This window comes from Magnetospira thiophila (assembly GCF_054657015.1).
In genome coordinates, this window is the sequence record NZ_BAAHXF010000001.1 from 1,007,104 (window position 1) to 1,032,973 (window position 25,870).

Consider the following 25,870-nt stretch of genomic DNA (forward strand, 5'->3'; position numbering starts at 1 on the left):
GTCACCCGTTCATCTGGCGCAGCACATAGCGCAGGATGCCGCCGTGCTTGTAGTAATCGACCTCGTTGGCGGTGTCGATGCGGCAGAGCACCGATATCTCCTCCGAGGCACCATTGGCGCGGGTGATCCTTACTGCAACATTCTGGCGCGGCGTGATGCCGTCGCCGGTGCCCAGAATGTCGAAGGTCTCGGTGCCGTCCAGCTTCAGGGTCTTGCGGTCCATGCCGTCGGGGAACTGCAACGGCAACACGCCCATGCAGACCAGATTGGTCCGGTGGATGCGTTCGAAGCTCTCCACCAGCACCGCCTTGACGCCCAGCAGGTACGGCCCCTTGGCCGCCCAGTCGCGGGACGAGCCGGTGCCGTATTCCTTGCCGCCGACAACCACCGTCGGGGTGCCCTCGGCGTTGTACTTCATGGCCGCGTCATAGACCGACATCTGTTCCCCGGAGGGCTGATGCCTGGTCCAGCCGCCTTCGGTGCCCGGGGCCATCTCGTTGCGGATGCGGATGTTGGCGAAGGTGCCGCGCATCATGACTTGATGATTGCCGCGCCGCGCCCCGTAGCTGTTGAAGTCCGCCGGAGCAACGCCATTCTCGATCAAATAGCTGCCGGCCGGGGTGTCCGGCTTGAAGCCGCCCGCCGGGGAGATGTGATCGGTGGTCACCGAATCGGCGAGAATCAACAACGGACGCGCCCCCCGAATCTCGGCCAGATCGTCAGGGGTCATGGTCATGCCCTCGAAATAGGGCGGGTTCTGCACATAGGTGCTGTCATCGTCCCAGCCATAGGTCTGACCCGGGGTGGTGGCGATGGCCTGCCACTGGGGCGGACCGGCGAACACATCCGCATAGCGGGTCTGGAACATCTGCCGGGTGACGTTGGCGGCGACGGCGGACTTGATCTCTTCGTTGGTCGGCCAGATGTCCTTCAGGTACACCGGCTGCCCGTCCGATCCTTTGCCCAGCGGTTCGGTGGTGATATCGCGGGTCATCGACCCGGCCAGGGCATAGGCGACCACCAGCGGCGGCGAGGCCAGATAGTTGGCCTTCACATGCGGGCTGACCCGGCCCTCGAAATTGCGATTGCCCGACAGCACCGAGGTGACCACCATGTCGTTGCCATCCACCGCCGCCGCGATGGGCGCATTCAGCGGCCCGGAATTGCCGATACAGGTGGTGCAGCCGAAACCCGCAATGGTGAATCCCAGCTTGTCCAGATCATCCTGCAATCCGGCCTTTTGCAGATAGTCGGCGACCACCTGCGAGCCCGGAGCCAGCGAGGTCTTGACCCAGGGCTTGGATTGCAGACCCTTTGCCACCGCCTTCTTGGCCAATAGCCCAGCGGCCATCAGCACCCCCGGATTGGAGGTGTTGGTGCAAGAGGTGATGGCGGCAATGACCACATCGCCGTCGCGCAGTTCGTAGTCGGTCCCCGCCACCGCCACCCGGCGCGTCGGGTCCATATTCAAGCTGTCCAGCAACGTCCCAAAGGAGCCCGCCGCCTTGGACAGGGCCACCCGGTCCTGCGGCCGTTTCGGCCCGGCTAGCGACGGCTCGATGGTCGAGATATCCAATTCCAGGGTATCGGTGAACAGCGGCTCCGGGCTATTGGCATCGCGCCACATACCCTGTGCCTTGGCATAGGCTTCGGTCAGGGCGATGGTCTCTTCGGGCCGCCCGGACAGTTCCAGATAGCGCAGAGTCTCGGCGTCGATGGGGAAAATGCCGCAGGTGGCGCCATATTCCGGGGCCATGTTGGCGATGGTCGCCCGGTCGGCCAGGGTCAGGTTATCGAGGCCGGGGCCGAAGAATTCGACGAACTTGCCGACCACGCCACGGGCCCGCAGCATCTGAACAATGGTCAATACCAGATCGGTGGCGGTCAGCCCCTCTTTCATCGCCCCGGTCAGCTTGAAGCCGACCACTTCCGGCACCAGCATGGAAATGGGCTGGCCGAGCATCGCCGCTTCGGCCTCAATGCCGCCGACGCCCCAGCCCAGCACCGCCAGACCGTTGACCATGGTGGTATGACTGTCGGTGCCGACCAGGGTGTCGGGATAGGCCACCGTCGCTCCGTCGCTCTCGGCGGTCCAGACCACCCGGGCCAGATGCTCGGTATTGATCTGGTGGCAGATGCCCGCGCCGGGCGGCACCACGCGGAAATTATCGAACGCCGTCTGACCCCAGCGCAGGAAGGCATAGCGTTCGCCGTTGCGCTCGAATTCCTTGGCGATGTTCTGGCCCAGGGAGTCCTTGGTGCCGTAGTAATCAATCATCACCGAATGGTCGATGACCAGATCCACCGGCGACAGAGGGTTGATCTTTTCCGGGTCGCCGCCCAGGGCGACCATGGCATCGCGCATGGCGGCCAGATCGACCACCGCCGGAACACCGGTGAAATCCTGCATCAGCACCCGCGCCGGACGATAGGCAATCTCGGCGTCGCTGCGCCGCTGTTTCTGCCAGTCGGCGACTGCCTGCACATCTGCGACGGAGACCGTGTAGCCGTCATCCTCGTAGCGCAGCAGATTCTCCAGCAGCACCTTCATGGAATAGGGCAGACGGCTGACATCGCCCAACCCCGCCTCGGCGGCGGCGGACAGGCTGAAATAGTCGTAACGTTTTCCGGCAACATCCAGGCTGCGACGGACCTTGAGGGTATCTCGACCGAATTGGGCCAAACCAACCTCCTCTTTCGGGTAGGGAACAGGGCTGCATTGGGTTAGCGCGTCTACAGATGGAAGTCCAGACTCCTTGCACTGGAAAAAACGCCCATTCCCCATGCTCCCCCCGTACAAAATTCCAAAAATACTTGTATTTCAAAAACTAAGGCGGGGTATCGCGGAACTTCTCGGTGCGCGAATAGCGACCCCCGAAGCGATGTTCCGGCAGCGATTCGGTGGGACCACCCGAACGCACGGGGCGCGGTGCAAAACGCTGGGTGCTCAACAGCCGATCATACATCACCAACGCCCCGGCCAATCCCACATTGAGACAGAAGCGGGTGGGGATTTTCAGAATATGGTCACAACGGGCGACCAGGGCTGGCGACAGGCTGGCCCGCTCCGCCCCCAGCACATAGGCCGCGTTGGCCGGATGATGAAAGCTCGGCAGGTCGATGGCGTCATCGAGCAGTTCCACCCCGACCAGGGCGCAATTTTGCGGCAGCAGCACCGAGTCGAGATCGGGGAAGCTGTAGAACGGTAACTGGGTATGGGCCTTCGAGGTATCCGTCTTACTGCCCTTGGGACGGCTGTAGGCGGCGGCGATGGTGAACACGAAACTGGCCTCGAAGGCATGGGCGCTGCGCATCAAGGCCCCCACGTTCTGGGCCTTGTGGATGCCCTCCACGCCGATTCCGAAATAGCCGCGCATGTGATGATCCTGTTTCCCTGGCCTTGAAAGCTGGTTAGGGTGGCGAAAGAACCCGTCGAAATCAAGTCACGGAGCCCCTCTCCATGCGCGCCATGATCTGCCGCGAACTGGGATCGTATGAAAAGGTCCTCCATTTGGCCGAGGTGCCGGAGCCAGCCTTGCCCGCCGGTCATCTGCGCATCGGGGTGCGCGCCGCCGGATTGAATTTCGCCGACAGCCTGATCACCCAGGGTCGCTATCAGCACCGCCCCCCGCCGCCCTTCGTCCCCGGATTCGAGATCGCCGGAGAGATCCTGGAGGTGGCCCCGGATGTGACCGGCTGGAGCGTCGGGGAACGGGTCGTGGCGATGCTTGATGACGGCGGCTGGGCGGAACAGGCCGTTGCCCCGGTGGGCCAGGTCCATCGGCTCCCGGAGTCCTTGAGTTTCAATGAAGGGGCGGCCTTTCCGGTGGCTTATGGCACCTCTCACCTGGCGCTGACCGACCGGGCCCGTTTGCAGGCGGGCGAGGTGCTGCTGGTGCATGGGGCGGCGGGCGGCGTCGGGCTGACGGCGGTGGAAATCGGCAAGCGGGCCGGAGCCATGGTCATCGCCACCGCCGGAGGGCCGGAGAAGCTGGCCGTCGCCCAGGCGGCGGGGGCCGATCACCTGATTGATTATCGGACAGAGGACATTCGCGAGCGGGTCAAGGCGCTGACCGACGGGCGCGGGGCCGATGTGGTCTATGACCCGGTGGGCGGCCAGACCTGGGAAACCTCCCTGCGCTGCGTCGCCCCGGGGGCGCGGCTGCTGATCATCGGATTCGCCGCCGGGGAGGTGCAGCAAATTCCGGCCAACCATCTGTTGGTCAAGAATCTGACCGCTATCGGGTTCACCTGGACCGGTTGGCGCAAGCATGACCCGGAAGCCGTCCGCCGCTCGCTTGACGAAGTATTGGGCTGGAACCTGCGCCCCCATGTGGCCCGGACCTTTCCGCTGGCCGAGGCGGTGAGCGCGCTGGAGACCCTGCTGTCGCGCCGTGAGAGCGGCAAGATCGTGTTGGAGATGTGAGCCGTTCATGAAAGTCCGCGCCAAACTGCTGATTCTCTTATTGAGCCTCGCCGTGGTGCCGCTGCTGCTGTCGGCCTGGATCGAGATGCGGACGCTTGAAAAGCTGGCCGACGGGTTGACCGGTCGGGCCGAAATCGCCCTGCGCGACCGGATGACCCAGGAGATGAAACAGACCGTCACCCTGGCCGCCCTCAACATGGCCCGGGAAAAGGACCTGCTGGAAACCGGCCTGCACCTGATGGCCCGGGAGACCCGACGTCTGCTGTCGCAACCCGTTGCCGAGAGCGACAGCGGCCTGATCCGCCCGCTCGCCGACTTCGAAGGGGAAGCGGCGACGGCCCCGGGATTGCGCCGTCTGGGAGGGCCTGGCACGGGGTCCCCCCTGCGCGTCAGTTCCCATGTGGCCTCCCTGCAACGCCCTGCCTCCACCGACGTGGCGAGCGACATTCGCGCCCGGCTGGCACAGCTGGTGCCGCAGTTGCGCGACCTCAAGGCGCGCCGTCCGGACTTGATCCAATGGCTGCATGTGACCACTTCGGACGGGGCGCATCTGGCGTTTCCCGGTCATGGCGGCTATCCCCCCGACTACGACGCCCGCGACCGAAGTTGGTATCGCGAGGCCCTGGCCCAGCAGGGCGATGTCTGGACCGGGCCGATGGTCGATGCCAGCAGCCGTTCCCTGCTGCTCACCGTGGCCCGGCGGGTGCTCGGCCCGCAGGACCAGCCGCAGGCCGTGGTCGCCATTGATGTGCCGATTCTGCATATCCTGTCGAAGCTGCGCGAACGGCTGGAGTTGGCCGAGGGCACGGAAGCCTATCTGGTCGATCTGTCGCCGCGCGCCGACGGCACCAACGGGGTCCGCATTCTGGCCCATCGGGCCTATGAATCCGACGACTGGCGGCAGATCATCCAACTGGGCTGGATGACCGGCCCCGAGGGCGGCGAATTCACCGCCCTGCGCGATGACATGGTGTTCGGACGGGTTGGCACCCGTCGTCTCGCCTATCAGGGCCGGGACTCCCTATGGGCCTATGCGCCGGTGCGGGGGCTGGATACCTATCTGCTGCTGGTGGTGCCGTTCACCGATCTGGTGGCCGAGACCAACCGGGCCAGGGATATGGTGCAACAGGAAATTTCCGATCTGGTGATCTGGATCGCCGCTCTGTCGCTGGGCATTCTGCTGTTGGCGGTCCTCATCTCACTGGTCGGAGCCCGGGTCATCACGGTGCCGGTGCGGGCCCTCAGTCGGGCGGCGGCGCAGGTGGCGGCGGGAGATTTTTCCGTCCGCGCCCGAGTCCACTCGAACGACGAACTGGGCGACTTGGCACGCGCCTTTAATCACATGGTGCCCCGACTGGCCGATCATCTGCGTTTGCAGCGCGACCTGGGATTGGCCGAACAGGTGCAGCGCAATCTTTTGCCCAAGGTGGCCCCCGTCCTGCCGGGCCTGGAAATCGCCGGACGTAGTCTCTATTGCGACGAAACCGGCGGTGACTATTACGACTTCCTCGGCCCCGAGGAACTGGGCCCGGGACGGCTGGCGGTGAGTGTCGGCGATGTGTCCGGGCACGGCATTCCCGCCGCTTTGCTGATGACCACCACCCGGGCCTTGTTGCGCGCCCAGGCGGAGGAGGCGAGCGGCCCGGCGGACCTGCTCGGGCGGGTCAATCGGCAACTGTGCAAGGATGCCAGCAATGGGCGCTTCGTCACCCTGTTTCATCTGGAGGCCCTGACCGCCGAGGGCGCGGCTCCGGTGCTGCGCTGGTCCTCGGCGGGGCATGGCGGAGCATTCCTGTACAACCCGCGCGACGATGCCTTTTTGGACCTGGAGGGCAAAGGGGTGCCGCTGGGCGTCATCCCCGAGGCCACCTGTCGCGACCAGGGACCCCGGGTGCTCGACCCGGGCTGTCTCGTGGTCATTGGCACCGACGGTATCTGGGAAAACCTCAATCCACAGGGCGAGCCCTTCGGTTTGGCGCGGCTGCGTGAGTTGGTGCGACGCCATGCCGAATTGACGGCCACAGATTTGTTGGAACGGGTGCTGGCCGAGACCACCCACTTCCGTCAAGGCAAGCCACAGAAGGATGATGTCACACTGGTAATAATAAAGGGACAGGATAGTTAATTATCTCATGATCCGCAGGGTCGCCGTCAGGAGCGCCGAACCCGGCTCGGCCAGGGCCTCCAAGGTCTCGAAATGGTTGGCACCGGGCACGATGAGCGTCTCCATCTTGCCCCAGGCCTTTTGCAATTCCGCCATCTGCCAGGCAAAACCGTCGCTTTCCGCCCCCCCGTAGGCCAACAGCAGCGGCGCGGCATGGATCGGTTGGTGATGAACGGGGCTCAAACGGGCTGCGGATTCCGCGTCCAGGCCGACCCGGTCATTGATCGTCGTCTGGCGCAGCGGCTCCAGATCAAACAGCCCGGACAGGGCCAGCCCGCCCCGAATCATCGCAAACTGGGTCATCAGCATGGCCGTGAGATGGCCGCCCGCTGAATGCCCGGCGACGAACAGCCGGTCGGGATCGCCCCCCAGCTCCATGGCATGATCGTGCAGCCAGACCAGCGCCCGCCCCACTTGCGCCACGATATATTCAAGGGACACGATAGGTGTTAGCGCATAGTTGACCACCGCCACATGAACCCCGGCGGCGACCAGCGCCTCAGCGACGAAGGCGTTATCGGCCTTGTCCATGGCCTGCCAATAGCCGCCGTGCAGAAACATCATCAACGGGGCATTGGGAGCCGCAGCGGGAAACAGATCCAGGGTTTCTTGGGGGCCGTCCCCATAGGCCAGATCCAGCCGCGCTCCGGGATGGCTTTGCTTGAAGGCGTCGGAGCGTTGCCGCCAACGGGCAAAGACCTGGACATGTTCGGGCACCGCCGCACGGACGTTATAGAGCCGTTCCTGTACGGGATCGACGGCCATCCTCAGACCCCCAAATAGCGATGTTGCAGGTCTTCGTCGGCCAGCAACTGTTGCGAAGTCCCGGTCCAGACGATCCGGCCCTTTTCCATGATGAAATGGCGGTCGGCGATGCGCGCCATGTCCTTGGGATGTTTGTCGATGACCAGGATCGCCTGCCCCGATTCCTTGAGATTGTATTCCAGCACCCACCAGATCTCATCGCGGATCAACGGGGCCAGCCCCTCTGTCGCCTCGTCGAGAATCATCAAGGATGGATTGGTCATCAAGGCCCGCCCGATGGCCAGCATCTGCTGTTCGCCCCCCGAGAGACTGCGTGCGTATTGGTTGGCCCGCTCGGCCAATCGGGGGAACAGATCCATCACCCGGGCCGTGGTCCAGGGGTCGGCGGTCCCGGCATGATTGCCCGCCGTGGCCTCCAGGTTTTCGCGCACGGTCAGATTGGGAAAGACCTGCCGTCCCTCGGGCACATAGCCGATGCCGCGTCGGGCGATACGATGGGCGGGCAGGCCGCTGATCTCATGATCATGGAAACGGATGCTGCCACGTTTCGGCGGGGTCAGGCCCATGATCGAACGCAGGGTGGTGGTCTTGCCCATGCCGTTGCGGCCCATCAGGGTCACCACCTCGCCCAGCCCGATGGTGAAATCGACCCCGAACAGCACCTGGCTCGGGCCATAGAAGGTTTCCACCCCATGCAGTTCCAATGCGTTCAAGTCACCCATCCCCCAGGTAGGCCCGGCGCACTTCGGGGTCGGCGCGCACTTGATCGGGCGTGCCGGTCATCAGCACCGCCCCCTTGACCAGCACCGTCACCACATCGGCCAGGGCGAACACCACATCCATGTCATGCTCGACCAGCAGAATCGTGATATCGCCTTTTAGGGGCCGCAGAATCTCCATCATGCGGCGGCTTTCGCCCTGCCCCATGCCGGCCATCGGCTCGTCGAGCAGCAATAAGGTGGGCGCGGTGGCCAGGGCCATGGCCAGTTCCAACTGCCGCTGTTCCCCATGCGCCAGTTCGGTCACCCTCAGGTCCGCCTGCGCTTCCATCCCCAGACGCTTCAAAGTGAGCCGGGCCGGGGCGCGCAATCGCGGGTCTTCGCGGGCGGGTTGCCAGAACTGGAAGCTGTGGCCCTGTTGCGCCTGGATGGCCAAGGCCACATTGTCCAGGGCGGTAAACTCCGGGAATAGGCTGGTGATCTGATAGGAGCGCTGCAAGCCCCGTTGCGCCCGCTTGTGGGTCGGCAGGCGGGTGATGTCCCGTCCCTCGAACCGCACCCGCCCGCTGTCGGGACGGATCTCGCCGGTCAATTGACCGATGGTGGTGGTCTTGCCCGCGCCGTTGGGGCCAATCAGCGCATGAATCTGGCCCCGCTTGACCGAGAACGTCAGGCCGTCGGAAGCGGTCACCGCGCCGAAACACTTTGTCAGGCCGAGGACTTCCAAAATCGTGTCAGCCATCATCGGACCCCTTGCCGACCAACCCGCCATAAAGCCCCCGGCGGGCGAACAGCACGACGAAGATCAAAAACGGCCCCAGCACCACCATCCAATGTTCGGTGAAACCGGACAGGGCCTCCTCCATCACCAGCAAAGTGGCCGCGCCGAGGACCGCGCCATGCAGGGTGCCCATGCCGCCGAGAATGACCATCACCATGATTTCCCCGGAGCGGGTCCAATGCATCAAACCCGGACCGACGAATTCCGTATGGTTGGCGGCCAAGGCCCCGGCCAACCCGGCCCCCATTCCGGCGATAACGAAGGCGACCAGCTTGTAGCGGGTGGTGGCGAATCCCAGAGCCCGCATCCGGGTTTCATTCTGTTTGCAGCCACGCAGGACCCAGCCGAAGCGGCTGTTCACCAGCCGTCGGGCGATCCACAAAAAGCCCAGCAGCAGGGCCAGGGTCACGAAATAGAACTGGCTGTCGTCGTACAGGTCCAGCCCCGGCAGTTGCGAGCGCTGCCACAGATTGAGCCCGTCCTGGCCGCCATAGGTGGGCAGGGAAACCATGAAGAAATACAGCATCTGGGCAAAAGCCAGGGTGATCATGATGAAATACACACCGCTGGTGCGCAGGCTCAGGGCGCCGATGACCAGGGCGAACAGCCCGGCCACCAAAGCGGCCAGCGGCCATTGAATCAGCGCCTGGGTGGTGCCGGACCAGTCGAAGGGCAGGAAGCCGATGATTTCATGGTTGGTGCTGTGATGGGTGAGGATGCCGACCACATAGGCCCCGAGACCGAAAAATGCCCCGTGACCGAAACTGACCATGCCGCCATAGCCCAAGATCAGGTCCAAACTGGCCGCCACCAGGGCATAGATCAGCACCCGGCTGGCGATGGTGATGAGAAACGGGTTCCCCACCGCCTCGGCCAGCCACGGAATCAGCAGCAGCAGCAGCAGCCCGACCCCATGGACCATGGTTTTGCGTGACAGGTTCATATCCCCTCAGCCCCCATAGGCCTGAAACAGGCCGCGCGGTCGCCACACCAGAACCGCGGCCATGAGCACGTAAATCGCCACGCTGGAGACCGACGCCCCGATACCGTCCGCCGCTGCCGGATCGAGAAACTGGCGCAGGAACAGAGGCATGAAGGCCCGTCCATAGGTATCTACCAGGCCGACCAGCAGCGCCCCGACCAGCGCACCGCGCACCGAACCGATACCGCCGATGATGATCACCACGAAGGTGAGAATGAGGATCTGTTCGCCCATGCCCACCTCAATGGCCAGCATCGGCCCGGCCAGGGCCCCGGCCAGTCCGGCGAGCATGGCCCCGATGCCGAACACGGCGGTGAACAGCCGGTCGATATCAACCCCCAGCGCCCCGACCATCTCGCGATGGGTCGCCCCGGCCCGGATCAACATGCCGAGCCGGGTATTGACGATCAAGTGGCGCAGCCCCAGCCCGACCAGCAAACCGACCCCAATGATGAACAGCCGATAGGTCGGATAGGGGGTATGGGGAAGCACCTCCAGGCTCCCGGACAGGGCTTCTGGCACCGACAGGAACAAGGCCTGCGGCCCCCATAGAATCTTGGTCAGTTCGTTGACCGTCAGGATCACCCCGAAGGTGGCCAGCACTTGATCCAGATGATCGCGATTATAGAGACGCCGCAGGGCCAGCCGTTCGATGACCATGCCCAAAATCGCCGCCGCCCCCAGCGCCGCCAGAACACCGATGGTGAAACTGCCGCTGGCCCGGGTCACCGTCGCCGCCACATAGGCCCCGACCATATAGAGCGAGCCGTGGGCCAGATTGATCAGATGCATGATCCCGAACACCAGGGTCAGCCCGGCGGCCATCAGAAACAACATCACCCCCTGTTGCAGGCCGTTCAGGGTTTGCTCCAGGAACAGGGCTGTAGTCATGGGCGCATCCGCCGATCAAATGGGACGGGGCCGGAGAAGATTGGACTTCTCCGGCCCCGAAGGGTTGTGATGCCTACATCTTACACTGGGCGGCGTAGGCGTCGGCATGGTCGGTGAATACTTTGCCCACCAGCTTGTTGGTGACACCCTCACCGTCCTCGACCACCTCGCGGACATAAATGTCCTGGATCGGATGATGGTTGGAGCCGAACTTGAAGGCCCCGCGCACCGAGGCGAAATCGGCCGCTTCGAGAGCCGCACGGAAAGCGTCAGTGTCCGAGACCTTGCCGCCGACTTTGGCGATGGCGGAGTCCAGCAGCATCGCCGTATCATAGCCCTGCGAGGCATAGAGCGACGGGGTGCGGCCATAGGCTTCCTTGAAGGCGGCAACAAAGGCCTTATTGGCCGGGTTGTCCAAATCATGGCTGTACTGGGAAGTATTGAACGTGCCCACGGCGGCCTTGCCGACCGCCTTTAGAATCCCCTCATCGAAGGAGAAGGCCGGGCCGAACAGCGGAATCTCCTTGGTCAGGCCCGCCTGTGCATATTGCTTGACGAAGTTGATGCCCATGCCGCCGGGCAGGAAGAAAAACACCGCGTCGGGCTGGGCGGCGCGCAGATTGGCGATCTCCGCCGCGTAGTCCACCTGACCGAGCGTGGTATAAACCTCGGCCGCCACTTCTCCCTTGTAGAACCGCTTGAAGCCGGTCAGGGCATCCTTGCCCGCCGGATAGTTGGGGGCCAGCAGATAGACCTTCTTGAGGCCCTTGTCGGTCACATATTGGCCCATGGCCTCGTGCAGGTTGTCGTTCTGCCAGGCGACGTTGAAGTAATTCTTGTCGCAGCCTTCACCGGCCAGCGCCGACGGCCCGGCATTGGGGCTGATATAAATCTTGTCGGCGCGGGTGACGGTCGGCACCACGGCCATGGCCAGATTGGACCAGACGATGCCGGTCACCACGTCCACGTTGTCTTGCTTTAACATGCGGGTCACCGCCTGCTTGGCGTTTTCCACCTTGCGGGCGTCATCGACCACGCTCAGTTCAGTGGGCACGCCGCCCAACATGCCGCCCTTTTGCTTGACCGCCAACTCGAAGCCGTCCCGGATATCAACCCCGAGCGACGCGCCGCCGCCGGATAAGGTGGTGATCATGCCGATCTTGACCGCATCGGCGGCCTGCGCCGAACCGAGAGCCAGCGCGGCGAGGGCGGTGGCGGAAATAAGGGTACGAAAGCTGTTCATCTGTCGAAAGACTCCCTGATTGGTCGTTAAAATCGAAACGGTTGATGATTGTTATGCCTCTGCGCCTCAGCGTCGTCGTTTAGCCATTAGCGCAATGCCGTATTGGCCGGTCTCGTCTTGCGCCTCGCTGGCCCAGGCCAGCGGGGCAATGCAAGACTCGCAGCCGACCCATTCCTTCCACCAGCCGCGATCCGACTTGGTACGCACCGCATAAACCGGTCCCGCGCCGCCGCATTCGGGGCAGGGTCCGGCTTGCCGGGCCGCCGCCTCGGGCATCGTGAAAGCAGCCCCCATCAGCGTACCGCCTGATAGGCGGCCAGGGCGGCCATGTTGACCAGATCGTTGACCGACGCCCCCTGGGAGACGATCTGGGCCGGTTTTTCAAGCCCCATGAGCACCGGCCCCATGACCGTCGCGCCGCCCAGTTCACGCATCAGCTTGGTGGTGGCGTGCCCCACATGCAGGCCGGGCATGATCAGCACGTTGGCCGGCCCGGACAGGCGGCAGAACGGATAGAGCTTGCGCAATTCGTTGTTGAGCGCCACGTCGATGCCCATTTCGCCGTCGAACTCGAAATCCACATCGCGGCTTTCCAGTTCCTCCACCGCCTTGTGCATGACGGCGGCGCGCGGCAGGGTCGGATTGCCGAAATTGGAAAACGAGATGAAGGCGACCCGGGGTTCATGCCCCCAGCGCCGAGCCACCCTAGCGCAATGCTGGGCCATGTCGGCCATCTGGGTGGCGCTGGGCAACTCATGCACCGCCGTGTCGGCAATGAACAAGGTGCGCCCGCGGGCCAGCAACAGGGTCATGCCATAGATTTCGTGATCCTGCCGTCGGTCGATGACCTGGGTGATTTCGTCCAGGGTCTGATAGTGGTTGCGGGTCAGGCCGCTGACCATGGCATCGGCATCGCCCTGGGCGACCATGCAGGCGGCGAAGGTGTTGCGCTCCTGATTGACCATGCGCTGGGCGTCGCGATACAGCAGCCCCTTGCGTTGCAGCCGCTTGTAGAGGAAGTCCATATAGAAGCGGGTATTGGGATGGTACTTGGAGTTGGTGATTTCCACCCCGTCCAGCGATCCCAGCCCCAGATCCTCCACCGCCCGGGCAATACGGTCCTCGCGCCCGACCAGAATCGGCTGGCCGTAACCCAGATTGCGGAAGGTGATGGCGGCGCGAATGGATTTCTCCTCCTCGCCCTCGGCGAACACCACCCGGGGCTGCTCGGCCTTCACCAGATCGAAGATGTTTTGCAGGGTCGAGACGGTGGGATCGAGCCGCGCCGACAACTCGGTGCGGTAGTTGTCCATGTCCAGGATCGGCTTCTGGGCCACGCCGGTATCCATCGCCGCCTGGGCCACGGCGGGCGGAATGGCGGCGATCAGGCGCGGATCGAACGGCGCCGGGATGATGTATTCCGGGCCGTATTTGAGATTCTGCCCGGCATAGGCGGCCCCCACTTCGTCGGGCACGTCTTCGCGGGCCAGGGCGGCGATGGCATGGGCGGCGGCGATCTTCATTTCCTCGTTGATGGTCCGCGCCCGCACGTCCAGAGCCCCCCGGAAGATGTAGGGAAAACCCAGCACATTGTTGACCTGATTGGGGAAATCGGAACGTCCGGTAGCCATAATGGCGTCTGAGCGGATGGCCTTGACTTCCGCCGGGAGAATTTCCGGGTCCGGATTGGCCATGGCGAAAATGATCGGATTTGGGGCCATGGAGGCGGCCATTTCGGCGGTCACCGCGCCCTTTACCGAAAGCCCGAAAAAGGCGTCGGCCCCGTCCAGGGCCTCGGCCAGGGTGCGCTTGTCGGTGGCCACCGCGTGGGCCGATTTCCACTGGTTCATGCCCTCTTCGCGACCCTGGTAGATGACCCCCTTGGAATCGCAGAGAATGACGTTTTCATGTTTGACGCCCATGGCCTTGACCAGTTCGATACAGGCGATGGCGGCAGCCCCGGCTCCGTTGCAGACCAGCTTGACCTCGCTCAACTTGCGTCCGGTGAGGTCGCAGGCGTTGATCAGCCCGGCGGAAGAAATGATCGCCGTGCCGTGCTGGTCGTCGTGGAACACCGGAATATCCATCAGTTCGCGCAGCCGCTGCTCGATGATGAAACATTCCGGGGCCTTGATGTCTTCCAGGTTGATGCCGCCGAAGGAGGGGCCGAGGAACTTCACCGCGTTGATGAACTCGTCCACGTCCTCGGTTTCCAGTTCCAGGTCGATGGAATTCACGTCGGCGAAGCGCTTGAACAGCACCGCCTTGCCTTCCATCACCGGCTTCGAAGCCAGCGCCCCCAGATTGCCCAGTCCCAACACGGCGGTGCCGTTGGAGATCACCGCCACCAGATTGCCCTTGGCCGTATAATCGTAGGCCAGCGACGGATCACGATGGATTTCGCGGCACGGCGCGGCCACCCCGGGGGAATAGGCCAGCGACAGATCCCGCTGCGTGGTCAACGGCTTGGTCGGTTCCACCGAAACCTTGCCCGGCGGGTGCGCCGCATGCATAAGCAGGGCTTCGCGATCCATGTCCAGGGGCGAGGATTTGTCGTCCATAATATTGTCCAGTATCGAAGGAGAAAAAACAGAGGGTGGGATCAGTCGGTTTGGCTGCCATCATGCAGATGGATATTGGCCGCCCCGTTGCGGGCCAGAATATCGCGGGCCAGGGTTTCCTGAGCCGCACCATCGACCCGCACCCAGAGAATAAGGCCCCCGGCATCCAAGGCCCGTTGGAAGTCTTCCTGATGATTGGAGGTCACTTCGTCGAGCACCTCCTTGGCCGCGATGCCGCTGACCGCCGCGCCGACCAGGGCACCGATGGTCCCGGCCACCGGGCCACCAGCCAGAAAGATGGCCCCCGAAGCGACCAACGGGCCAATGACCTTGTATTCGCCGACCAGCGCGGTGATGGCGTCGCTCCATGGCGAGTCGACGGAATCGGCGGCCTCCAGGGAGTCGTGGGAACTAAGCAGGCTGAGATCGGTTTCCGCGAATCCGGCGCGCAGCAGGTCCTGAACGGTATTGTCGAAGCTGCTTCTGTCGCGAATCAATCCAATCAGTTCGCGCTTCGAAAGGGTGGGAGTCGACTCGGTCACCTGGGATATTCCTTGTTCACGGTTGCGGGCGATATCTCATTGTGCCCCAACCGGGGGCGTATGTTAATACATTGCTTGTTCAGCTCACCACCCGGTTGCGGCCTTCGTTGCGGGCATGGGTCATGTTGACATGCACCACCTTCAACAGATCTTCCGGCATTTCGCCAAAGCCATATTCGAGCACCCCGGTGGACAGGGTGACCGACAAATCTCCGACCGGGGTCGCCACCGGATGTTTCGCCACATCGGAGCGGATGCGCTCGGCGACCATGATGGCGTCGCGCAGGCGGGTAGCTGGAAAGATGAACATGAACCGTTCATCGTCGAAGCGGAAAACATTGTCATACAGCCGCACGGCGGAAATGAATCGCCGGGCCACCTCGCGCAGCACCACCTTGACCACCGGAAAGCCGTGTTTCTTCAAGATGTCGCCATATTGATCCAGTTCCGACAGACCGATGCAGAACGGCTGGCTGGCCCGCCGTGCCAGATCGCATTGTTCGCGCAGCCGCTGGTTCATGTATTCGCGGGTATAGAGCCGGGTATGTTCGTCGATGGCCGGAGACAGATCGTCCGCATGATCGGCCAGCCGCGCCGCCACGTTGCGAAACTTGTCCTGGGCCGCCAGCCAGTGATCGTAGTCGGATCTCACGAAGCCCCCCTTGGCCGCCGCCAGGACCATCTCCTGGGCCGTTTGATGGACATCGAACAGGGCCGCCCGCACCGCTTCCACATGGGGCATCAGGTGGGGCTGCACGGTCTCCAGGAACTGGGCGAAGCGGGTCTGGCGGAACGAGGTCTCGCCGACGATATCGGGATCTTCCCCCACGCCGGTATGAATCGCCCGGTTGACCCGCCCGATCCATTCCTGGTGATCAAGCAGCGCCGACAGGAAGGCCGTATAGAACAAATCAACGCTGGCCGCTTCGTCTTCGGGTTGGTCAGTCTGGGCGCTCTGGGCGTGGGCTTCGGCGGTCATGGAGTCTCTCCTGGAATGCGATTTTGCCGACTATAGCATGATTTTCCTGGCATCAAACGGGCCGCCGCGCCTTCAGCGCCGCCGCCAGGGTGCCGTCGTCCAGATAATCCAGCTCGCCACCCACCGGCACTCCTTGGGCCAATCCGGACAACAAGACGCCGGTGGGCGCGAGGCGCTCGGCCAGGTAATGGGCCGTGGTTTGGCCATCAATGGTGGAGGGCAGGGCGAGGATGACTTCCCGCACCCCGGTCTCGGTTACCCGGTGCAGCAGACTGCCGAAAGACAGGTCGTCGGGTCCGACGCCGTCGAGCGCCGACAGCACCCCGCCCAGCACATGATAGGGGCCGCGATGGGCCATCGCCCGTTCCAAGGCCCACAGATCGCCCACGTCCTCGACCACGCAAAGCACCGATGTGTCCCGACGCGGATCACGGCAGACGGCGCAGGGGTCCTGGATATCCAGATTGCCGCAGACGGAACAGACCCGCACGGTCTGCGCCGTTTCAGCCAGAATATGGGCCAGCGGCTCCAGGAGGGTCTCGCGATGGGTGACCAGATGCAACGCCAGCCGCCGCGCCGACCGCGGTCCCAGGCCGGGCAGTTTCGCCAACAGACGGATCAGCGGATCGAGGCCGGTGGTCACGGAGCGCGATCCGTCAGAACGGCAGCGTCATTCCCGGCGGCAGGGGCAGGCCGCCGGTCAGCTCGGACATTTTGTCCTTCATCATCTGTTCGGCCTTGCCCTTGGCATCGGCATGGGCGGCGACGACCAGATCTTCGAGCACCCCCACATCCGCCGGATCGACCAGCGACGGATCAATGCGCAGGCGCTTCATTTCGCTCTTGCCGTTCAGGGTCACGACGACCATTCCGGCACCGGAGCGGCCCTCCACTTCGGCCTCCGCCAGTTCCTGCTGCATCTCCTGCATGCGTTCCTGGATCTTTTGCGCCTGTTTCATCATCTGGCCGAGATTCTTCATGGCCGGGTTCCTTCTTGGTAAACATGTCCTGGAGCATGGTATAACAGGCTGCACCTCCGGGGAGAAGACGTCATGACCCATCGCAGCCTGCTGGTTTTCGATATAGAGACCGTGCCCGACACGGACGCCGTGCCCAGTCTGACCGGATTCGACGACCCGGATATCGAGGCCCGGCGCGAGGAACTGACCCGCTATCACCTGGAAATCACCGACGGGCGCAACGCCTTTCCCCGTCAGCCCTTTCACAAGGTCGTCGCCATTTCCTTCCTGCGCGCCGAGATTGAGCGGGACGCCAAATACGAGCAGTTCTATCTGCATGAACTGCGCTCCGGCGGCGATGCGGGATCGACCGAAGCCGAACTGGTGGCCGGGTTTTTCCAGTTTATCGAAAAGCAGAAATCCCGGCTGGTGTCGTTCAACGGGCGCGGCTTCGACCTGCCGGTGCTCCGGTACCGGGCCATGGTGCACGGCATCAGCGCGCCCTACCTCTACCAATCCGGCGACAAGTGGAACAGCTATACCAGCCGCTATTCCGACGATTGGCATTGCGATTTGATGGAGGTGCTGTCCGATTACGGCGCTTCGGCGCGGGTCAAGCTGAACGAGGTCTGTGCCGTGCTCGGACTGCCCGGCAAGCTGGGCATGGACGGCTCCAAGGTCGCCGAGTCCTACGACAATGGCGATATCCAGGGCATCCGCGACTATTGCGAAACCGATGTGCTCAATACCTATCTGGTCTATCTGCGCCACATGCTGCATCGCGGCTGGATGACCCCCGACGGCCACGACCGGGCGGTAGCCGATGTGTTGTCCTACCTCCAAGCCGAAGCCGCCGAACGCCCACACCTGGGAGAATTCGTGGCGGCCTGGGCGGCCCTCACGGAAAGGCGGTAAGCAAGCGCGCCCTCACCGCCCTGACAGATAATCGCCTGAGAGGATCGGCTTCAGGCCCTCGGTGGCTCCGTTGTACAGGTAGCACCAACAGTGCCGGACGGTGCCGTCGCTCAGGGTCACGGGGACCCGCTGGCGTCGGTATTCGTGTGGGCGGGGGTGGCGCGGCGAGCAGCCTTCGTAGGCATCGAGCCAGCGCAACAAGTTCCCGAACGCCGGGATTCGGAAGACGTCGCCCAACACCCGATCCTGCGGATCGGCGGAGTCGACGACGCCGGGATAGCCGCCCAACTCGTACAAACGGCCTTGCAGGGTCCCCTCGGAGATCCATCGTCCCTGCCCGGCCAGTCGGGCGGCGAAGGGATTTTTCTGCCCCTTGCGCAAGGTGCCGTAAACGAACAGGTCGGACTCGGCAGGAGCCGGGCCGCGGGAGGGCGGAACGCTCCCCGTCAGGGACGGGGGCAGGGGCTTGAAGAACTGGCGACGGCGCATGGCGCGGCTTTAACAGGCTGCGGAAAAACGCGGAAGGTCGGCCCCTTTCCCCATCGGTCGGTGCCATTCAGTGGCCTCGGCGAGGGGGTGCGGGCCGCTTTTGCGGCCGGTTTCCCCGGACTCTGCCGATTTGAGGCAGAGTCCGGGTATCGTCATGCCGCAGCCATCAACTTCGGCAGCCTGACGAGGTTGTAGGCGGCGGCGGTCAGGGTGAAGACCCAGTCGACGCGGTCGGTGCCCTTGTGGCGGGTCTTGCGCAAATTTCCGGTGGTCTTTGCCCAGCCGAAGACCTCCTCAATCCGCTTGCGGATGCGCAAGCTGATGGCGTAGCCGGGATGGCGGGTTGTGCGGCCATCAATGGCGCTACGGCGGCGCACGTCACCGGTTTCGGTCACCTGCTCGTTCCGGGCGATATGGGGCGTGACCTTGCGGACCCGCAAATCGCGGACGAATTCGCGGACGTCGTAGGCCTTGTCGGCGCCCAGGGTGATGCGGCCCTTTGCGGCCAAGCCATCAACCAGCGACAGGGCCGCCTCGCGCTCGGCGGTGCCGGTGGCCCGGGTGACCATGGCGCCGACCACCAGGCCGTTGCGGTTCTCCATCAACACGTGGCCCATGAAGGCCATGCGCGAGGATTGGCCGTTGGCTTTGCGGTACAGCTTGGCGTCGGGATCGGTGGTCGAGGCATGGGTCTGGTTCGAGCGCTTCTCGCCGCGGAAATCGCGTTCGCCGTTGCGCCCCGGCCCCGGAGGCGGATCGCCGCCATCCTTGGGCCGGAAGCTCTTCATCGAGGCCCAGGCGTCGATCAGCGTCCCGTCCACCGAGAAATGCTCGTCCGACAGCAGGTCGCGGCCACGCGCCTGCGCCACCACCGCCGACAGAAACTTGGTCGCCACCTCGCCTTCCAACAGCCGGTCGCGATTCTTGGTGAACACCGTCACGTCCCACACCGGCGCATCCATCGACAGCCCCACGAACCAGCGGAACAGCAGGTTGTAGCCGACCTGCTCCATCAACTGCCGCTCGGAGCGGATCGAATAGAAGGCTTGCAACAGCAGGGCACGGAGCAGCTTCTCCGGCGGGATCGAGGGGCGACCCACCTTCGCGTACATCCCCTCGAAATCCGTCGACAGGACCTCCAGCACCTCATCGACGATGGCCCGGATCGGTCGGAGCGGATGGCTCGCCGGAACCCGCGCCTCGCAACTCACATACGAAAACAGGCTCTCCGTCCAAACGTCGCTGCCACGCATCTCGCCCCCCCTGTCGCTTTCAGGAGGAATCGAATCATACCCGGTCGTCAAAGGGAAGAGTTTTTCCGCAGCCTGTTAACGCCGATGCCGCCACCAATATTTCTCGTTGATGGAGAATACCGGCGTGTAATGACGGATGGAGGTGTCCTCGGTCACCTGTTTGACCTGATTGTCGAGGATGTAGATCTTGCCATTCAGATAGACGCCGAGAATGGCGTGCCCGACCTTCAGGTTCTCGTCCTTGACCGCGATGATGCGCAGGGACATCTCGTCGAAGCCCAGTTTCTTCAAGGACATGTATTTGGCGATGGCATAGTCTTCGCAGTCGCCGCGCTTGTCGAGGAACTCACCCGGCGTGGCCCAAAAATCCTTCTGGGACCAGTTCTTGGGATCGGTGATATAGCTCCGCTGGTTCATGTAGCGGTTGACTTTTTTGAGCTGCTCCATCTTGTCGAGGCCGCGGATTTCGTCCAGGTAGGCCATCCAATGGTTATAGAGGCAGCGATTGAGCTTGGTTTCGGTACAGGGGCCTTCCTTGGTCTTGGCCTGTTCCAGGTAACGCTCAATGGCCGATTGCCATTTCTTGAACGGCTTGAAGTTGCTGGAGCGAACCTCGGTGGACTTGAAAACGCCGGGCTCGGCCTTGGCCGAGGCTTCGGCGGCCGCCTTGGCCACATGTGCAAAGGGGCGCGTCGCACCTCCTCCGCCAACGAGGATCAGGGCAAGGCCGACGACAGCAATGGGATGCCATGTTCTCATGGGCTAAAAGATACACCGAAACCGCAAAGGGGCAAGGGACTGCCCACAGGGATCGCGAAATTTTGACAACCGGGGACGGTCGGGCACTCATCATACATAAGGGGTGTTTTTTCTTGTAGACACCCCCGCACAACGCCACAATCATCGTCCAGTCTCGAAGCCTGAAACCGAGGGGGCCCCTTGAAACACCATGCCGGAGCGAGCGGATTGCGCACCCTGTTGGGGCTGTTGTTGCTTCTTGTTGGTCTCCTGACGTCCCCACCAGCCCGGGCGGCCGAAATTTCCATTGGCGTGCTGGCCAAGGGCGGCATCGAGGCGACCCTGCAACAATGGCAGCCCACCGCCGATTACCTGAATCGGGTCCTTCCCGAGCACCGCTTCCGGGTGGTCCCGGTGCTGTTCGACGAAGTGTCCATGGTGGTGCGGAACAAGCTGGTCGATTTCGTCATCATGAATTCAGCCATCTATGTGAAATTATCGGTTCGTTTCGGGGTGCAGCGTCTGTTGACCCTGAAGAACCGCGCGGCGTCGGGGCAGCCGGTCAGCCGTTTCGGCAGCCTGATTTTCACCTCGCGCCAGCACCCCGAGATCACCAATCTTCGGGATTTGGCCCATCGCCGGGTGGTGGGCGTCCACCCTTCGTCGCTGGGCGGCTGGATCATGGCGCTGCGGGAACTGAAGGAAGTGGGCATCGGTGCGGACGATTTCGCCGACCTGAAATACCTTGAAACCCACGAGGCAGTGGTCGAGGCGGTGGCCGATGGCCGGGCCGAGGTGGGAATCGTGCGCACCGACACCCTCGAACGCATGGCCGCCCAGGGACGTTTGGATCTGGCCGATTTTCGAGTGGTCGGCAAACGCAGCCACGCGGACTTTCCCTTCCTGTCAAGCAGCCGCCTCTACCCCGAATGGCCGATCGCCAAGCTGTCCCATGTTTCGCGCGATCTGGCCAAAGAGGTGGCTTTGGCGCTGATGGCCATGGAGCCGACGGATGAGGCTGCCCAAAGATCGCTCATCGCCGGTTGGACCATCCCCGAAAACTATCAGCCGGTGCATGAAATTCTGCAGGAACTGAAGCTCGAACCCTACGAATGGTTTGGCCTGATTTCGCCCGCCGCCGCGTTCTGGGCCTATTGGCCTTGGCTGCTGCTGGTCGCTGCGGTATTGCTTTTGCAGACCTTCATGGTGATCCGCATCCTGGGCCTCAACCGGACCCTGCGGAGCCACCAGGAGGCCCTGCAACGGACCGAGCAGCAATACCGCTCGACCTTCGATCAGGCCCCGGTAGGGATCGCCCATATCTCCCCCGAGGGCGACATGTTGCGGGTCAATCAGGCGTTCAGCGCCCTGACCGGATTCAGCGCCTCTGAATTGAACGGCCTGAACTACAATCATCTGCCCCATGCCGAGGAACTGGCCGCCGCCATTGCCCAGTTGAACGACCTCAAGGATGGTCTGAAAGCGCAACTGGATCTGCACCAGCGTTGGGTTACCAAGACGCAGGATGTGATCCATGTTCGGGTCAGCGCCTCCACCGCACGCGATGATTACGCGAACATCCGGTTTATCATTCTGGTGGCGATGCCGACCCAGGACAGAGGGAGGTCCGCGACCTGATGATCCGCCGATTTCTGCTCGCCCTGCTGATCGGAGCGGTGTGTCTCGGTTTGGGTTCGGAGGCCCTGCTGCGCCAGGACATGCGACAAACCCAGAGCCAACTGTTCAGTGATGCCCAGTTCTTGCTGAACCACATGGCGGATCATATCCTGCTGGAATTGCATCAGGCGCGTTCGGACCTGCGCTATCTGGCCACCCAGCCCGAGTTGATCGACGCCGCAGCCCGCGAGTCCCCGGTGCCGTTGGCGATCAACCTGAACTTTCAGCGCTTCGTCGAGCAAAAAGGGATCTATGACCAGATCCGTCTGCTCGACCTGTCGGGACAGGAGCGGGCTCGGGTGGATTATCGGGCAGGATCGTCCGAGATCATCCCCCCCGAGACCCTCCAGGACAAAAGCCACCGTCCGTATTTTCAGGAGGCGGTCAAGCTGTCGGCGGGGCAAATCTATACCTCGGTGTTTGATTTAAATCAGGAGCACCGTCGTATCGAACTGCCGCTCAAACCGATGATTCGCTTCGCCCAGCCGCTGTTCGATGCCGAGGGCCGAAAGGTCGGGGTCCTGGTGCTCAACTATCTGGGACGCCGCATTCTCGATGAACTGCGGCACGCTTCCACCACCTTTCCCGGGCAGGCCCTGCTGACCAATGCCCAGGGTTTCTATATGCTTGGCCCCAACCGGGAAGATGAATGGGGCTTCATGTTCGCCGACGGTGCCGATTTGACCCTGGCCAAACAATCACCGGCTTTATGGCAGCAACTGGCTCGGGAACCTTTACTGAGAGTCAGCGACGCCCAGGGATTGCACATCATCGGACGGCTGTCTCATTTTGTCGAAAGGCGTGATGGACAGGAGGCCGAGGACTGCCGGGAATGCGGCTGGATTCTCGGGCTGCGTATTCCGGCGGCTTATCTGAAAAATCTTCGAATGCAGCGCCGAACACAGGGCATTCCTGTTTATTTTATGTTGCTTGGGGTCTATGGGCTGGGCGTGGCCCTGACCCTGCATTACGCCCGCAGGAAGCGGCTCTCGGAGACCCAGGTCGCCGCCCTGCATGCGGAAATCCAGGCCGAGCGCGATGCCTTCATCGGCGGGCCGACGGTGGTGTTCAAATGGCTCAATCAATTCGGTTGGCCGGTGGAATTCGTGTCGGCCAACGTGGAATCGGTGCTCGGCTATTCGGTTGATCAGTTCCTCAACCGCGACATCACCTATACCAGCATCATCGCCCCCGCCTTTCTGGCTCAGGTTACCGAGGAAACCCGCGCCCTGACCCAGGACGGTCAGCATTGGATCGAGCGTCAGCCCTATCAGGTGGTGGACGGCCAGGGCCGCCTGCGCTGGCTGCGCGACACCACCACCGCCTTGCGCGACCACACCGGCCAGATCACCCACTACCACGGCTATGTCAATGACATCACCGATCTCAAATTGGCGGAACTTCATCTTCGAGAAACCGGCCAATATGTGCAAAAGGTCCTCGACAGCACCCCCGATGCCACTCTGGTCATCGACACGAAGACCCACGCGCTGACGTTCGCCAATCGGGCGGCGCTGGAAATTTACGGTCCGATGACCGATGCCGAGGGGCTGCCGCTGCCTTGCCACAAGCTTTCGCACAACAGCGATCAGCCTTGCGAGGGGGCGGACGACCCCTGCCCGATCAGCACCATTCTGGATTCGAAAAAAACCTGTCGGGTCATCCATCGCCATTTCGACAGCAAGGGACATCCCCTTTATGTGGAACTGGTCGCCTCGCCGATTTTCGACGAGCACGGCCATGTGACGCAGATCATCGAAACCCACCGCGACGTGACGACCCAGGTGCAGGAACGCAGCGAACTGGAAGAACTGGCCACCAGGGACTCCCTGACCCAGACCTGCAACCGCCTGAAGTTCGATCTCGAACTGACCCGTCACATGCAGCAGAGCCGTAGCAGCGGTCAGGCTCTGGGACTGATCATGTTCGATCTGGATCACTTCAAGGAGATCAATGACACCCGAGGACACGATGCCGGGGATTCGGTGCTCCAGGAAACCGCCGATGTGATCCGCGCCCGGACCCGGCGCAGCGATGTTCTGGCCCGCTGGGGAGGCGAGGAATTCATCATTCTGACCCCCGATACCAACCTGGCGATCATCCGACGCATTGCCGAGAACCTGCGCGCCAGCCTGGAACGGCACAGTTTTCTCCGGGCCGGTCGGGTAACCGCCAGCTTCGGGGCCACCATCATGAAACCCACCGACGATTCAGAAGCCCTGCTCAAACGGGTTGACGACGCCTTGTACGAAGCCAAACATGGCGGACGCAACATGGTGGTGGTGAAAGAACCCTGATGTCCCTGCCCGTCCCGTCTTCGTCCCTGTGGCCGCTGCTGCGCCGTCGCCATTTCGCGCCGTTGTTCGTCACCCAGTTTTTCGGGGCCTTCAACGACAATATGTACAAGAACGCCTTGGCCGTGCTCATCGCCTACCGGCTGGCCGAGGCCCAGGGGGTGGATGGCAAACTGCTGGTCACCCTGGCCGGGGGCCTTTTCATCCTGCCGTTTTTCCTGTTTTCCGCCACGGCTGGACAGTTGGCCGACCGGATGGACAAGGCCCGCCTGATCCGCTGGGTCAAGGCGGCGGAGATTCCAATCATGGGCCTCGGAGCCGTGGCGCTCATCCAGGAACAGGCCCCCATGCTGCTCGGCGTACTCTTTCTGATGGGCAGCCAGTCGGCGTTTTTCGGCCCCCTGAAATACGGCATTCTGCCGGACCACCTGGAGGAACGGGATTTGATCGCCGCCAACGGTCTGGTGGAAACCGGCACCTTCATCGCCATTCTTCTGGGCACCATCGCCGGAGCCTTGCTGATCCTCGGCGATTGGGGAACCTACGTCACCGGCGGTCTGGTGGTGTTTTTGGCCGCCGTCGGCTGGTGGAGCAGCCGCCACATCCCGGACGCCCCCGCCGCGGTGCCGGAGCTGCGTGTTTCCTTGAACATCGTCAAGGCGACGGCGGATTTGCTGCGCCATCTGTTCGGGGAACCCTCGGTGTTGATGGCCGTGTTGGGGATATCCTGGTTCTGGCTGGTCGGGGCCACCTTCCTGGTGCAGTTTCCCAATTTTGCCAAGCTGCACCTGGGGGCCGACGAGGGGGTGGTGACCCTGTTCCTCAGCCTGTTTTCCATCGGCATCGGCTTCGGCTCGCTGCTCTGCAACAAGCTGTTGGGCGGGCGGGTGCGCGCCACCCATCTGCCCTGGGCCGCCCTGGCTCTATCCTTGTTTTGCGCCGATCTCTACTTTGCCAGCCCCGGCGAGACGGACCCCAGGTCCCTGATCGGGGTGGCGGCCTTTCTTTCCGAGGTCCGCCATTGGCGTATCGTTGCCGATCTGGTCGGTTTGTCGGTGGCCGGGGGCCTGTTCATCGTGCCCCTCTACGCCATCATGCAGACCCGCACCGAAAGCCGTCACCGGGCGCGGACGGTGGCGGCCAACAACGTGCTCAATGCGTTGTTCATGGTTGCCTCCGCCCTTGCCACCCTCGCCCTTCTGGGCGCGGGCGGGACGGTCACCGAGCTGTTTCTGGGGGTGGGCTTGTGCAACCTGGGTATCGCCGGGATGGTCTGGCAGTTACGCCGCCGCCTCTCCCGGGACGACCCCAACTGAGCTCTATTTGCAGCCGTGGATGATTCCGGTCACGCACAACAGATTGCGCGTCGCCAGATAGAGCATCCATCCGACCACACCGATCAGGCCGAAAAACAGAGCATACCAAATGAAAGCGGACATCTTTATCTCCTTATTTGCCGTCCGCTGGTGGGTCGGAGATCGACTCTCGGGAC

Annotated in this window: 23 protein-coding genes; 6 read left to right on the forward strand and 17 right to left on the reverse strand. The window is 63.0% G+C overall.

Annotated elements, in window-relative coordinates; translation table 11 throughout:
* Window position 1: 1 nt before the first annotated feature.
* Window positions 2–2,683 (reverse strand): aconitate hydratase AcnA, encoded by a 2,682-nt coding sequence (gene acnA / locus ACYQ1P_RS04910; protein ID WP_460019229.1) that lies wholly within the window; start codon window positions 2,681–2,683, stop codon window positions 2–4.
* A 145-nt stretch (window positions 2,684–2,828) separates the two neighbouring features.
* Window positions 2,829–3,377, reverse strand: a complete 549-nt coding sequence (locus tag ACYQ1P_RS04915) for an RNA methyltransferase (RefSeq protein ID WP_460019230.1) — start codon at window positions 3,375–3,377, stop codon at window positions 2,829–2,831.
* Between the two features lie 83 nt (window positions 3,378–3,460).
* On the opposite strand from ACYQ1P_RS04915, the gene ACYQ1P_RS04920 reads away from it, so the two are divergent.
* Window positions 3,461–4,426 carry an NADPH:quinone oxidoreductase family protein gene (locus ACYQ1P_RS04920; protein ID WP_460019231.1) on the forward strand — a complete coding sequence of 322 codons (966 nt, stop codon included), beginning with the start codon at window positions 3,461–3,463 and terminating at the stop codon, window positions 4,424–4,426.
* A 7-nt stretch (window positions 4,427–4,433) separates the two neighbouring features.
* Entirely contained in the window at window positions 4,434–6,551 is a 2,118-nt protein-coding gene (locus ACYQ1P_RS04925; RefSeq protein ID WP_460019232.1) for a SpoIIE family protein phosphatase, read from the forward strand.
* On the opposite strand, the gene ACYQ1P_RS04930 is transcribed toward ACYQ1P_RS04925, so the two are convergent.
* The 12 genes from ACYQ1P_RS04930 to ACYQ1P_RS04985 form a co-directional block, all read right to left on the reverse strand.
* A complete protein-coding gene (locus ACYQ1P_RS04930; protein WP_460019233.1) occupies window positions 6,552–7,355 on the reverse strand; it encodes an alpha/beta hydrolase in 804 nt (267 codons plus the stop codon).
* A gap of 2 nt (window positions 7,356–7,357) precedes the next feature.
* Window positions 7,358–8,068: an ABC transporter ATP-binding protein gene (locus tag ACYQ1P_RS04935; RefSeq protein WP_460019234.1), complete on the reverse strand. Its 711-nt coding sequence runs from the start codon at window positions 8,066–8,068 to the stop codon at window positions 7,358–7,360.
* Between the two features lies 1 nt (window position 8,069).
* Entirely contained in the window at window positions 8,070–8,816 is a 747-nt protein-coding gene (locus tag ACYQ1P_RS04940; protein ID WP_460019235.1) for an ABC transporter ATP-binding protein, read from the reverse strand.
* Entirely contained in the window at window positions 8,809–9,798 is a 990-nt protein-coding gene (locus tag ACYQ1P_RS04945; protein WP_460019236.1) for a branched-chain amino acid ABC transporter permease, read from the reverse strand. The genes ACYQ1P_RS04940 and ACYQ1P_RS04945 overlap by 8 nt, the downstream gene beginning before the upstream one ends.
* A 6-nt stretch (window positions 9,799–9,804) precedes the next feature.
* Window positions 9,805–10,728 carry a branched-chain amino acid ABC transporter permease gene (locus tag ACYQ1P_RS04950; protein ID WP_460019237.1) on the reverse strand — a complete coding sequence of 308 codons (924 nt, stop codon included), beginning with the start codon at window positions 10,726–10,728 and terminating at the stop codon, window positions 9,805–9,807.
* A 73-nt stretch (window positions 10,729–10,801) separates the two neighbouring features.
* Complete coding sequence (locus ACYQ1P_RS04955; protein ID WP_460019238.1) at window positions 10,802–11,971, reverse strand: ABC transporter substrate-binding protein; 1,170 nt, start codon at window positions 11,969–11,971, stop codon at window positions 10,802–10,804.
* A gap of 66 nt (window positions 11,972–12,037) precedes the next feature.
* Window positions 12,038–12,265, reverse strand: coding sequence for a hypothetical protein (locus tag ACYQ1P_RS04960; RefSeq protein WP_460019239.1), 228 nt, complete (start codon window positions 12,263–12,265; stop codon window positions 12,038–12,040).
* Window positions 12,265–14,532: an NADP-dependent malic enzyme gene (locus ACYQ1P_RS04965; RefSeq protein ID WP_460019240.1), complete on the reverse strand. Its 2,268-nt coding sequence runs from the start codon at window positions 14,530–14,532 to the stop codon at window positions 12,265–12,267. Before ACYQ1P_RS04965 ends, ACYQ1P_RS04960 begins: the two co-directional genes overlap by 1 nt.
* 41 nt (window positions 14,533–14,573) lie before the next feature.
* Window positions 14,574–15,074: a hypothetical protein gene (locus ACYQ1P_RS04970; protein ID WP_460019241.1), complete on the reverse strand. Its 501-nt coding sequence runs from the start codon at window positions 15,072–15,074 to the stop codon at window positions 14,574–14,576.
* A gap of 79 nt (window positions 15,075–15,153) precedes the next feature.
* Window positions 15,154–16,053: a diguanylate cyclase domain-containing protein gene (locus ACYQ1P_RS04975; RefSeq protein WP_460019242.1), complete on the reverse strand. Its 900-nt coding sequence runs from the start codon at window positions 16,051–16,053 to the stop codon at window positions 15,154–15,156.
* 52 nt (window positions 16,054–16,105) lie between these two features.
* Window positions 16,106–16,696 carry a recombination mediator RecR gene (gene recR, locus ACYQ1P_RS04980; protein WP_460019243.1) on the reverse strand — a complete coding sequence of 197 codons (591 nt, stop codon included), beginning with the start codon at window positions 16,694–16,696 and terminating at the stop codon, window positions 16,106–16,108.
* Window positions 16,697–16,709: 13 nt separating this feature from the next.
* Window positions 16,710–17,033 carry a YbaB/EbfC family nucleoid-associated protein gene (locus ACYQ1P_RS04985; RefSeq protein ID WP_460019244.1) on the reverse strand — a complete coding sequence of 108 codons (324 nt, stop codon included), beginning with the start codon at window positions 17,031–17,033 and terminating at the stop codon, window positions 16,710–16,712.
* Between the two features lie 72 nt (window positions 17,034–17,105).
* On the opposite strand from ACYQ1P_RS04985, the gene ACYQ1P_RS04990 reads away from it, so the two are divergent.
* The gene (locus ACYQ1P_RS04990; protein WP_460019245.1) at window positions 17,106–17,927 is read left to right on the forward strand and encodes a 3'-5' exonuclease; all 822 of its coding nucleotides are present in this window, start codon (window positions 17,106–17,108) and stop codon (window positions 17,925–17,927) included.
* A 12-nt stretch (window positions 17,928–17,939) separates the two neighbouring features.
* Here the strand turns inward: ACYQ1P_RS04990 and ACYQ1P_RS04995 are convergent, their stop codons facing one another.
* From ACYQ1P_RS04995 to ACYQ1P_RS05005, 3 genes are all read right to left on the reverse strand, one after another.
* Window positions 17,940–18,416, reverse strand: a complete 477-nt coding sequence (locus ACYQ1P_RS04995; RefSeq protein ID WP_460019246.1) for a gamma-glutamylcyclotransferase family protein — start codon at window positions 18,414–18,416, stop codon at window positions 17,940–17,942.
* 152 nt (window positions 18,417–18,568) lie between these two features.
* Window positions 18,569–19,669 (reverse strand): IS5 family transposase, encoded by a 1,101-nt coding sequence (locus tag ACYQ1P_RS05000; RefSeq protein ID WP_460018622.1) that lies wholly within the window; start codon window positions 19,667–19,669, stop codon window positions 18,569–18,571.
* A 75-nt stretch (window positions 19,670–19,744) separates the two neighbouring features.
* A complete protein-coding gene (locus tag ACYQ1P_RS05005; protein ID WP_460019247.1) occupies window positions 19,745–20,428 on the reverse strand; it encodes a transglutaminase-like cysteine peptidase in 684 nt (227 codons plus the stop codon).
* Window positions 20,429–20,608: 180 nt separating this feature from the next.
* On the opposite strand from ACYQ1P_RS05005, the gene ACYQ1P_RS05010 reads away from it, so the two are divergent.
* The 3 genes from ACYQ1P_RS05010 to ACYQ1P_RS05020 are packed head-to-tail and all read left to right on the forward strand — an operon-like array spanning window position 20,609 to window position 25,694.
* Window positions 20,609–22,045 (forward strand): PhnD/SsuA/transferrin family substrate-binding protein, encoded by a 1,437-nt coding sequence (locus tag ACYQ1P_RS05010; RefSeq protein WP_460019248.1) that lies wholly within the window; start codon window positions 20,609–20,611, stop codon window positions 22,043–22,045.
* On the forward strand, window positions 22,045–24,381 hold the full coding sequence (locus ACYQ1P_RS05015; RefSeq protein ID WP_460019249.1) for a sensor domain-containing diguanylate cyclase: 2,337 nt from the start codon (window positions 22,045–22,047) through the stop codon (window positions 24,379–24,381). The genes ACYQ1P_RS05010 and ACYQ1P_RS05015 overlap by 1 nt, the downstream gene beginning before the upstream one ends.
* Complete coding sequence (locus ACYQ1P_RS05020) at window positions 24,381–25,694, forward strand: MFS transporter (RefSeq protein ID WP_460019250.1); 1,314 nt, start codon at window positions 24,381–24,383, stop codon at window positions 25,692–25,694. Before ACYQ1P_RS05015 ends, ACYQ1P_RS05020 begins: the two co-directional genes overlap by 1 nt.
* Window positions 25,695–25,870: the final 176 nt, after the last annotated feature.

Excerpts from the sequence above, each read along its gene's own strand:
- ACYQ1P_RS04915 (WP_460019230.1), bottom strand. The coding sequence starts at position 3,377 with ATGCGCGGCTATTTCGGAATCGGCGTGGAGGGCATCCACAAGGCCCAG.
- ACYQ1P_RS04920 (WP_460019231.1), top strand. The coding sequence starts at position 3,461 with ATGCGCGCCATGATCTGCCGCGAACTGGGATCGTATGAAAAGGTCCTC.
- ACYQ1P_RS04925 (WP_460019232.1), top strand. The coding sequence starts at position 4,434 with ATGAAAGTCCGCGCCAAACTGCTGATTCTCTTATTGAGCCTCGCCGTG.
- ACYQ1P_RS04930 (WP_460019233.1), bottom strand. The coding sequence starts at position 7,355 with ATGGCCGTCGATCCCGTACAGGAACGGCTCTATAACGTCCGTGCGGCG.
- ACYQ1P_RS04940 (WP_460019235.1), bottom strand. The coding sequence starts at position 8,816 with ATGGCTGACACGATTTTGGAAGTCCTCGGCCTGACAAAGTGTTTCGGC.
- ACYQ1P_RS04945 (WP_460019236.1), bottom strand. The coding sequence starts at position 9,798 with ATGAACCTGTCACGCAAAACCATGGTCCATGGGGTCGGGCTGCTGCTG.
- ACYQ1P_RS04950 (WP_460019237.1), bottom strand. The coding sequence starts at position 10,728 with ATGACTACAGCCCTGTTCCTGGAGCAAACCCTGAACGGCCTGCAACAG.
- ACYQ1P_RS04955 (WP_460019238.1), bottom strand. The coding sequence starts at position 11,971 with ATGAACAGCTTTCGTACCCTTATTTCCGCCACCGCCCTCGCCGCGCTG.
- ACYQ1P_RS04960 (WP_460019239.1), bottom strand. The coding sequence starts at position 12,265 with ATGGGGGCTGCTTTCACGATGCCCGAGGCGGCGGCCCGGCAAGCCGGA.
- ACYQ1P_RS04965 (WP_460019240.1), bottom strand. The coding sequence starts at position 14,532 with ATGGACGACAAATCCTCGCCCCTGGACATGGATCGCGAAGCCCTGCTT.
- ACYQ1P_RS04975 (WP_460019242.1), bottom strand. The coding sequence starts at position 16,053 with ATGACCGCCGAAGCCCACGCCCAGAGCGCCCAGACTGACCAACCCGAA.
- ACYQ1P_RS04985 (WP_460019244.1), bottom strand. The coding sequence starts at position 17,033 with ATGAAGAATCTCGGCCAGATGATGAAACAGGCGCAAAAGATCCAGGAA.
- ACYQ1P_RS04990 (WP_460019245.1), top strand. The coding sequence starts at position 17,106 with ATGACCCATCGCAGCCTGCTGGTTTTCGATATAGAGACCGTGCCCGAC.
- ACYQ1P_RS04995 (WP_460019246.1), bottom strand. The coding sequence starts at position 18,416 with ATGCGCCGTCGCCAGTTCTTCAAGCCCCTGCCCCCGTCCCTGACGGGG.
- ACYQ1P_RS05000 (WP_460018622.1), bottom strand. The coding sequence starts at position 19,669 with ATGCGTGGCAGCGACGTTTGGACGGAGAGCCTGTTTTCGTATGTGAGT.
- ACYQ1P_RS05005 (WP_460019247.1), bottom strand. The coding sequence starts at position 20,428 with ATGAGAACATGGCATCCCATTGCTGTCGTCGGCCTTGCCCTGATCCTC.
- ACYQ1P_RS05015 (WP_460019249.1), top strand. The coding sequence starts at position 22,045 with ATGATCCGCCGATTTCTGCTCGCCCTGCTGATCGGAGCGGTGTGTCTC.
- ACYQ1P_RS05020 (WP_460019250.1), top strand. The coding sequence starts at position 24,381 with ATGTCCCTGCCCGTCCCGTCTTCGTCCCTGTGGCCGCTGCTGCGCCGT.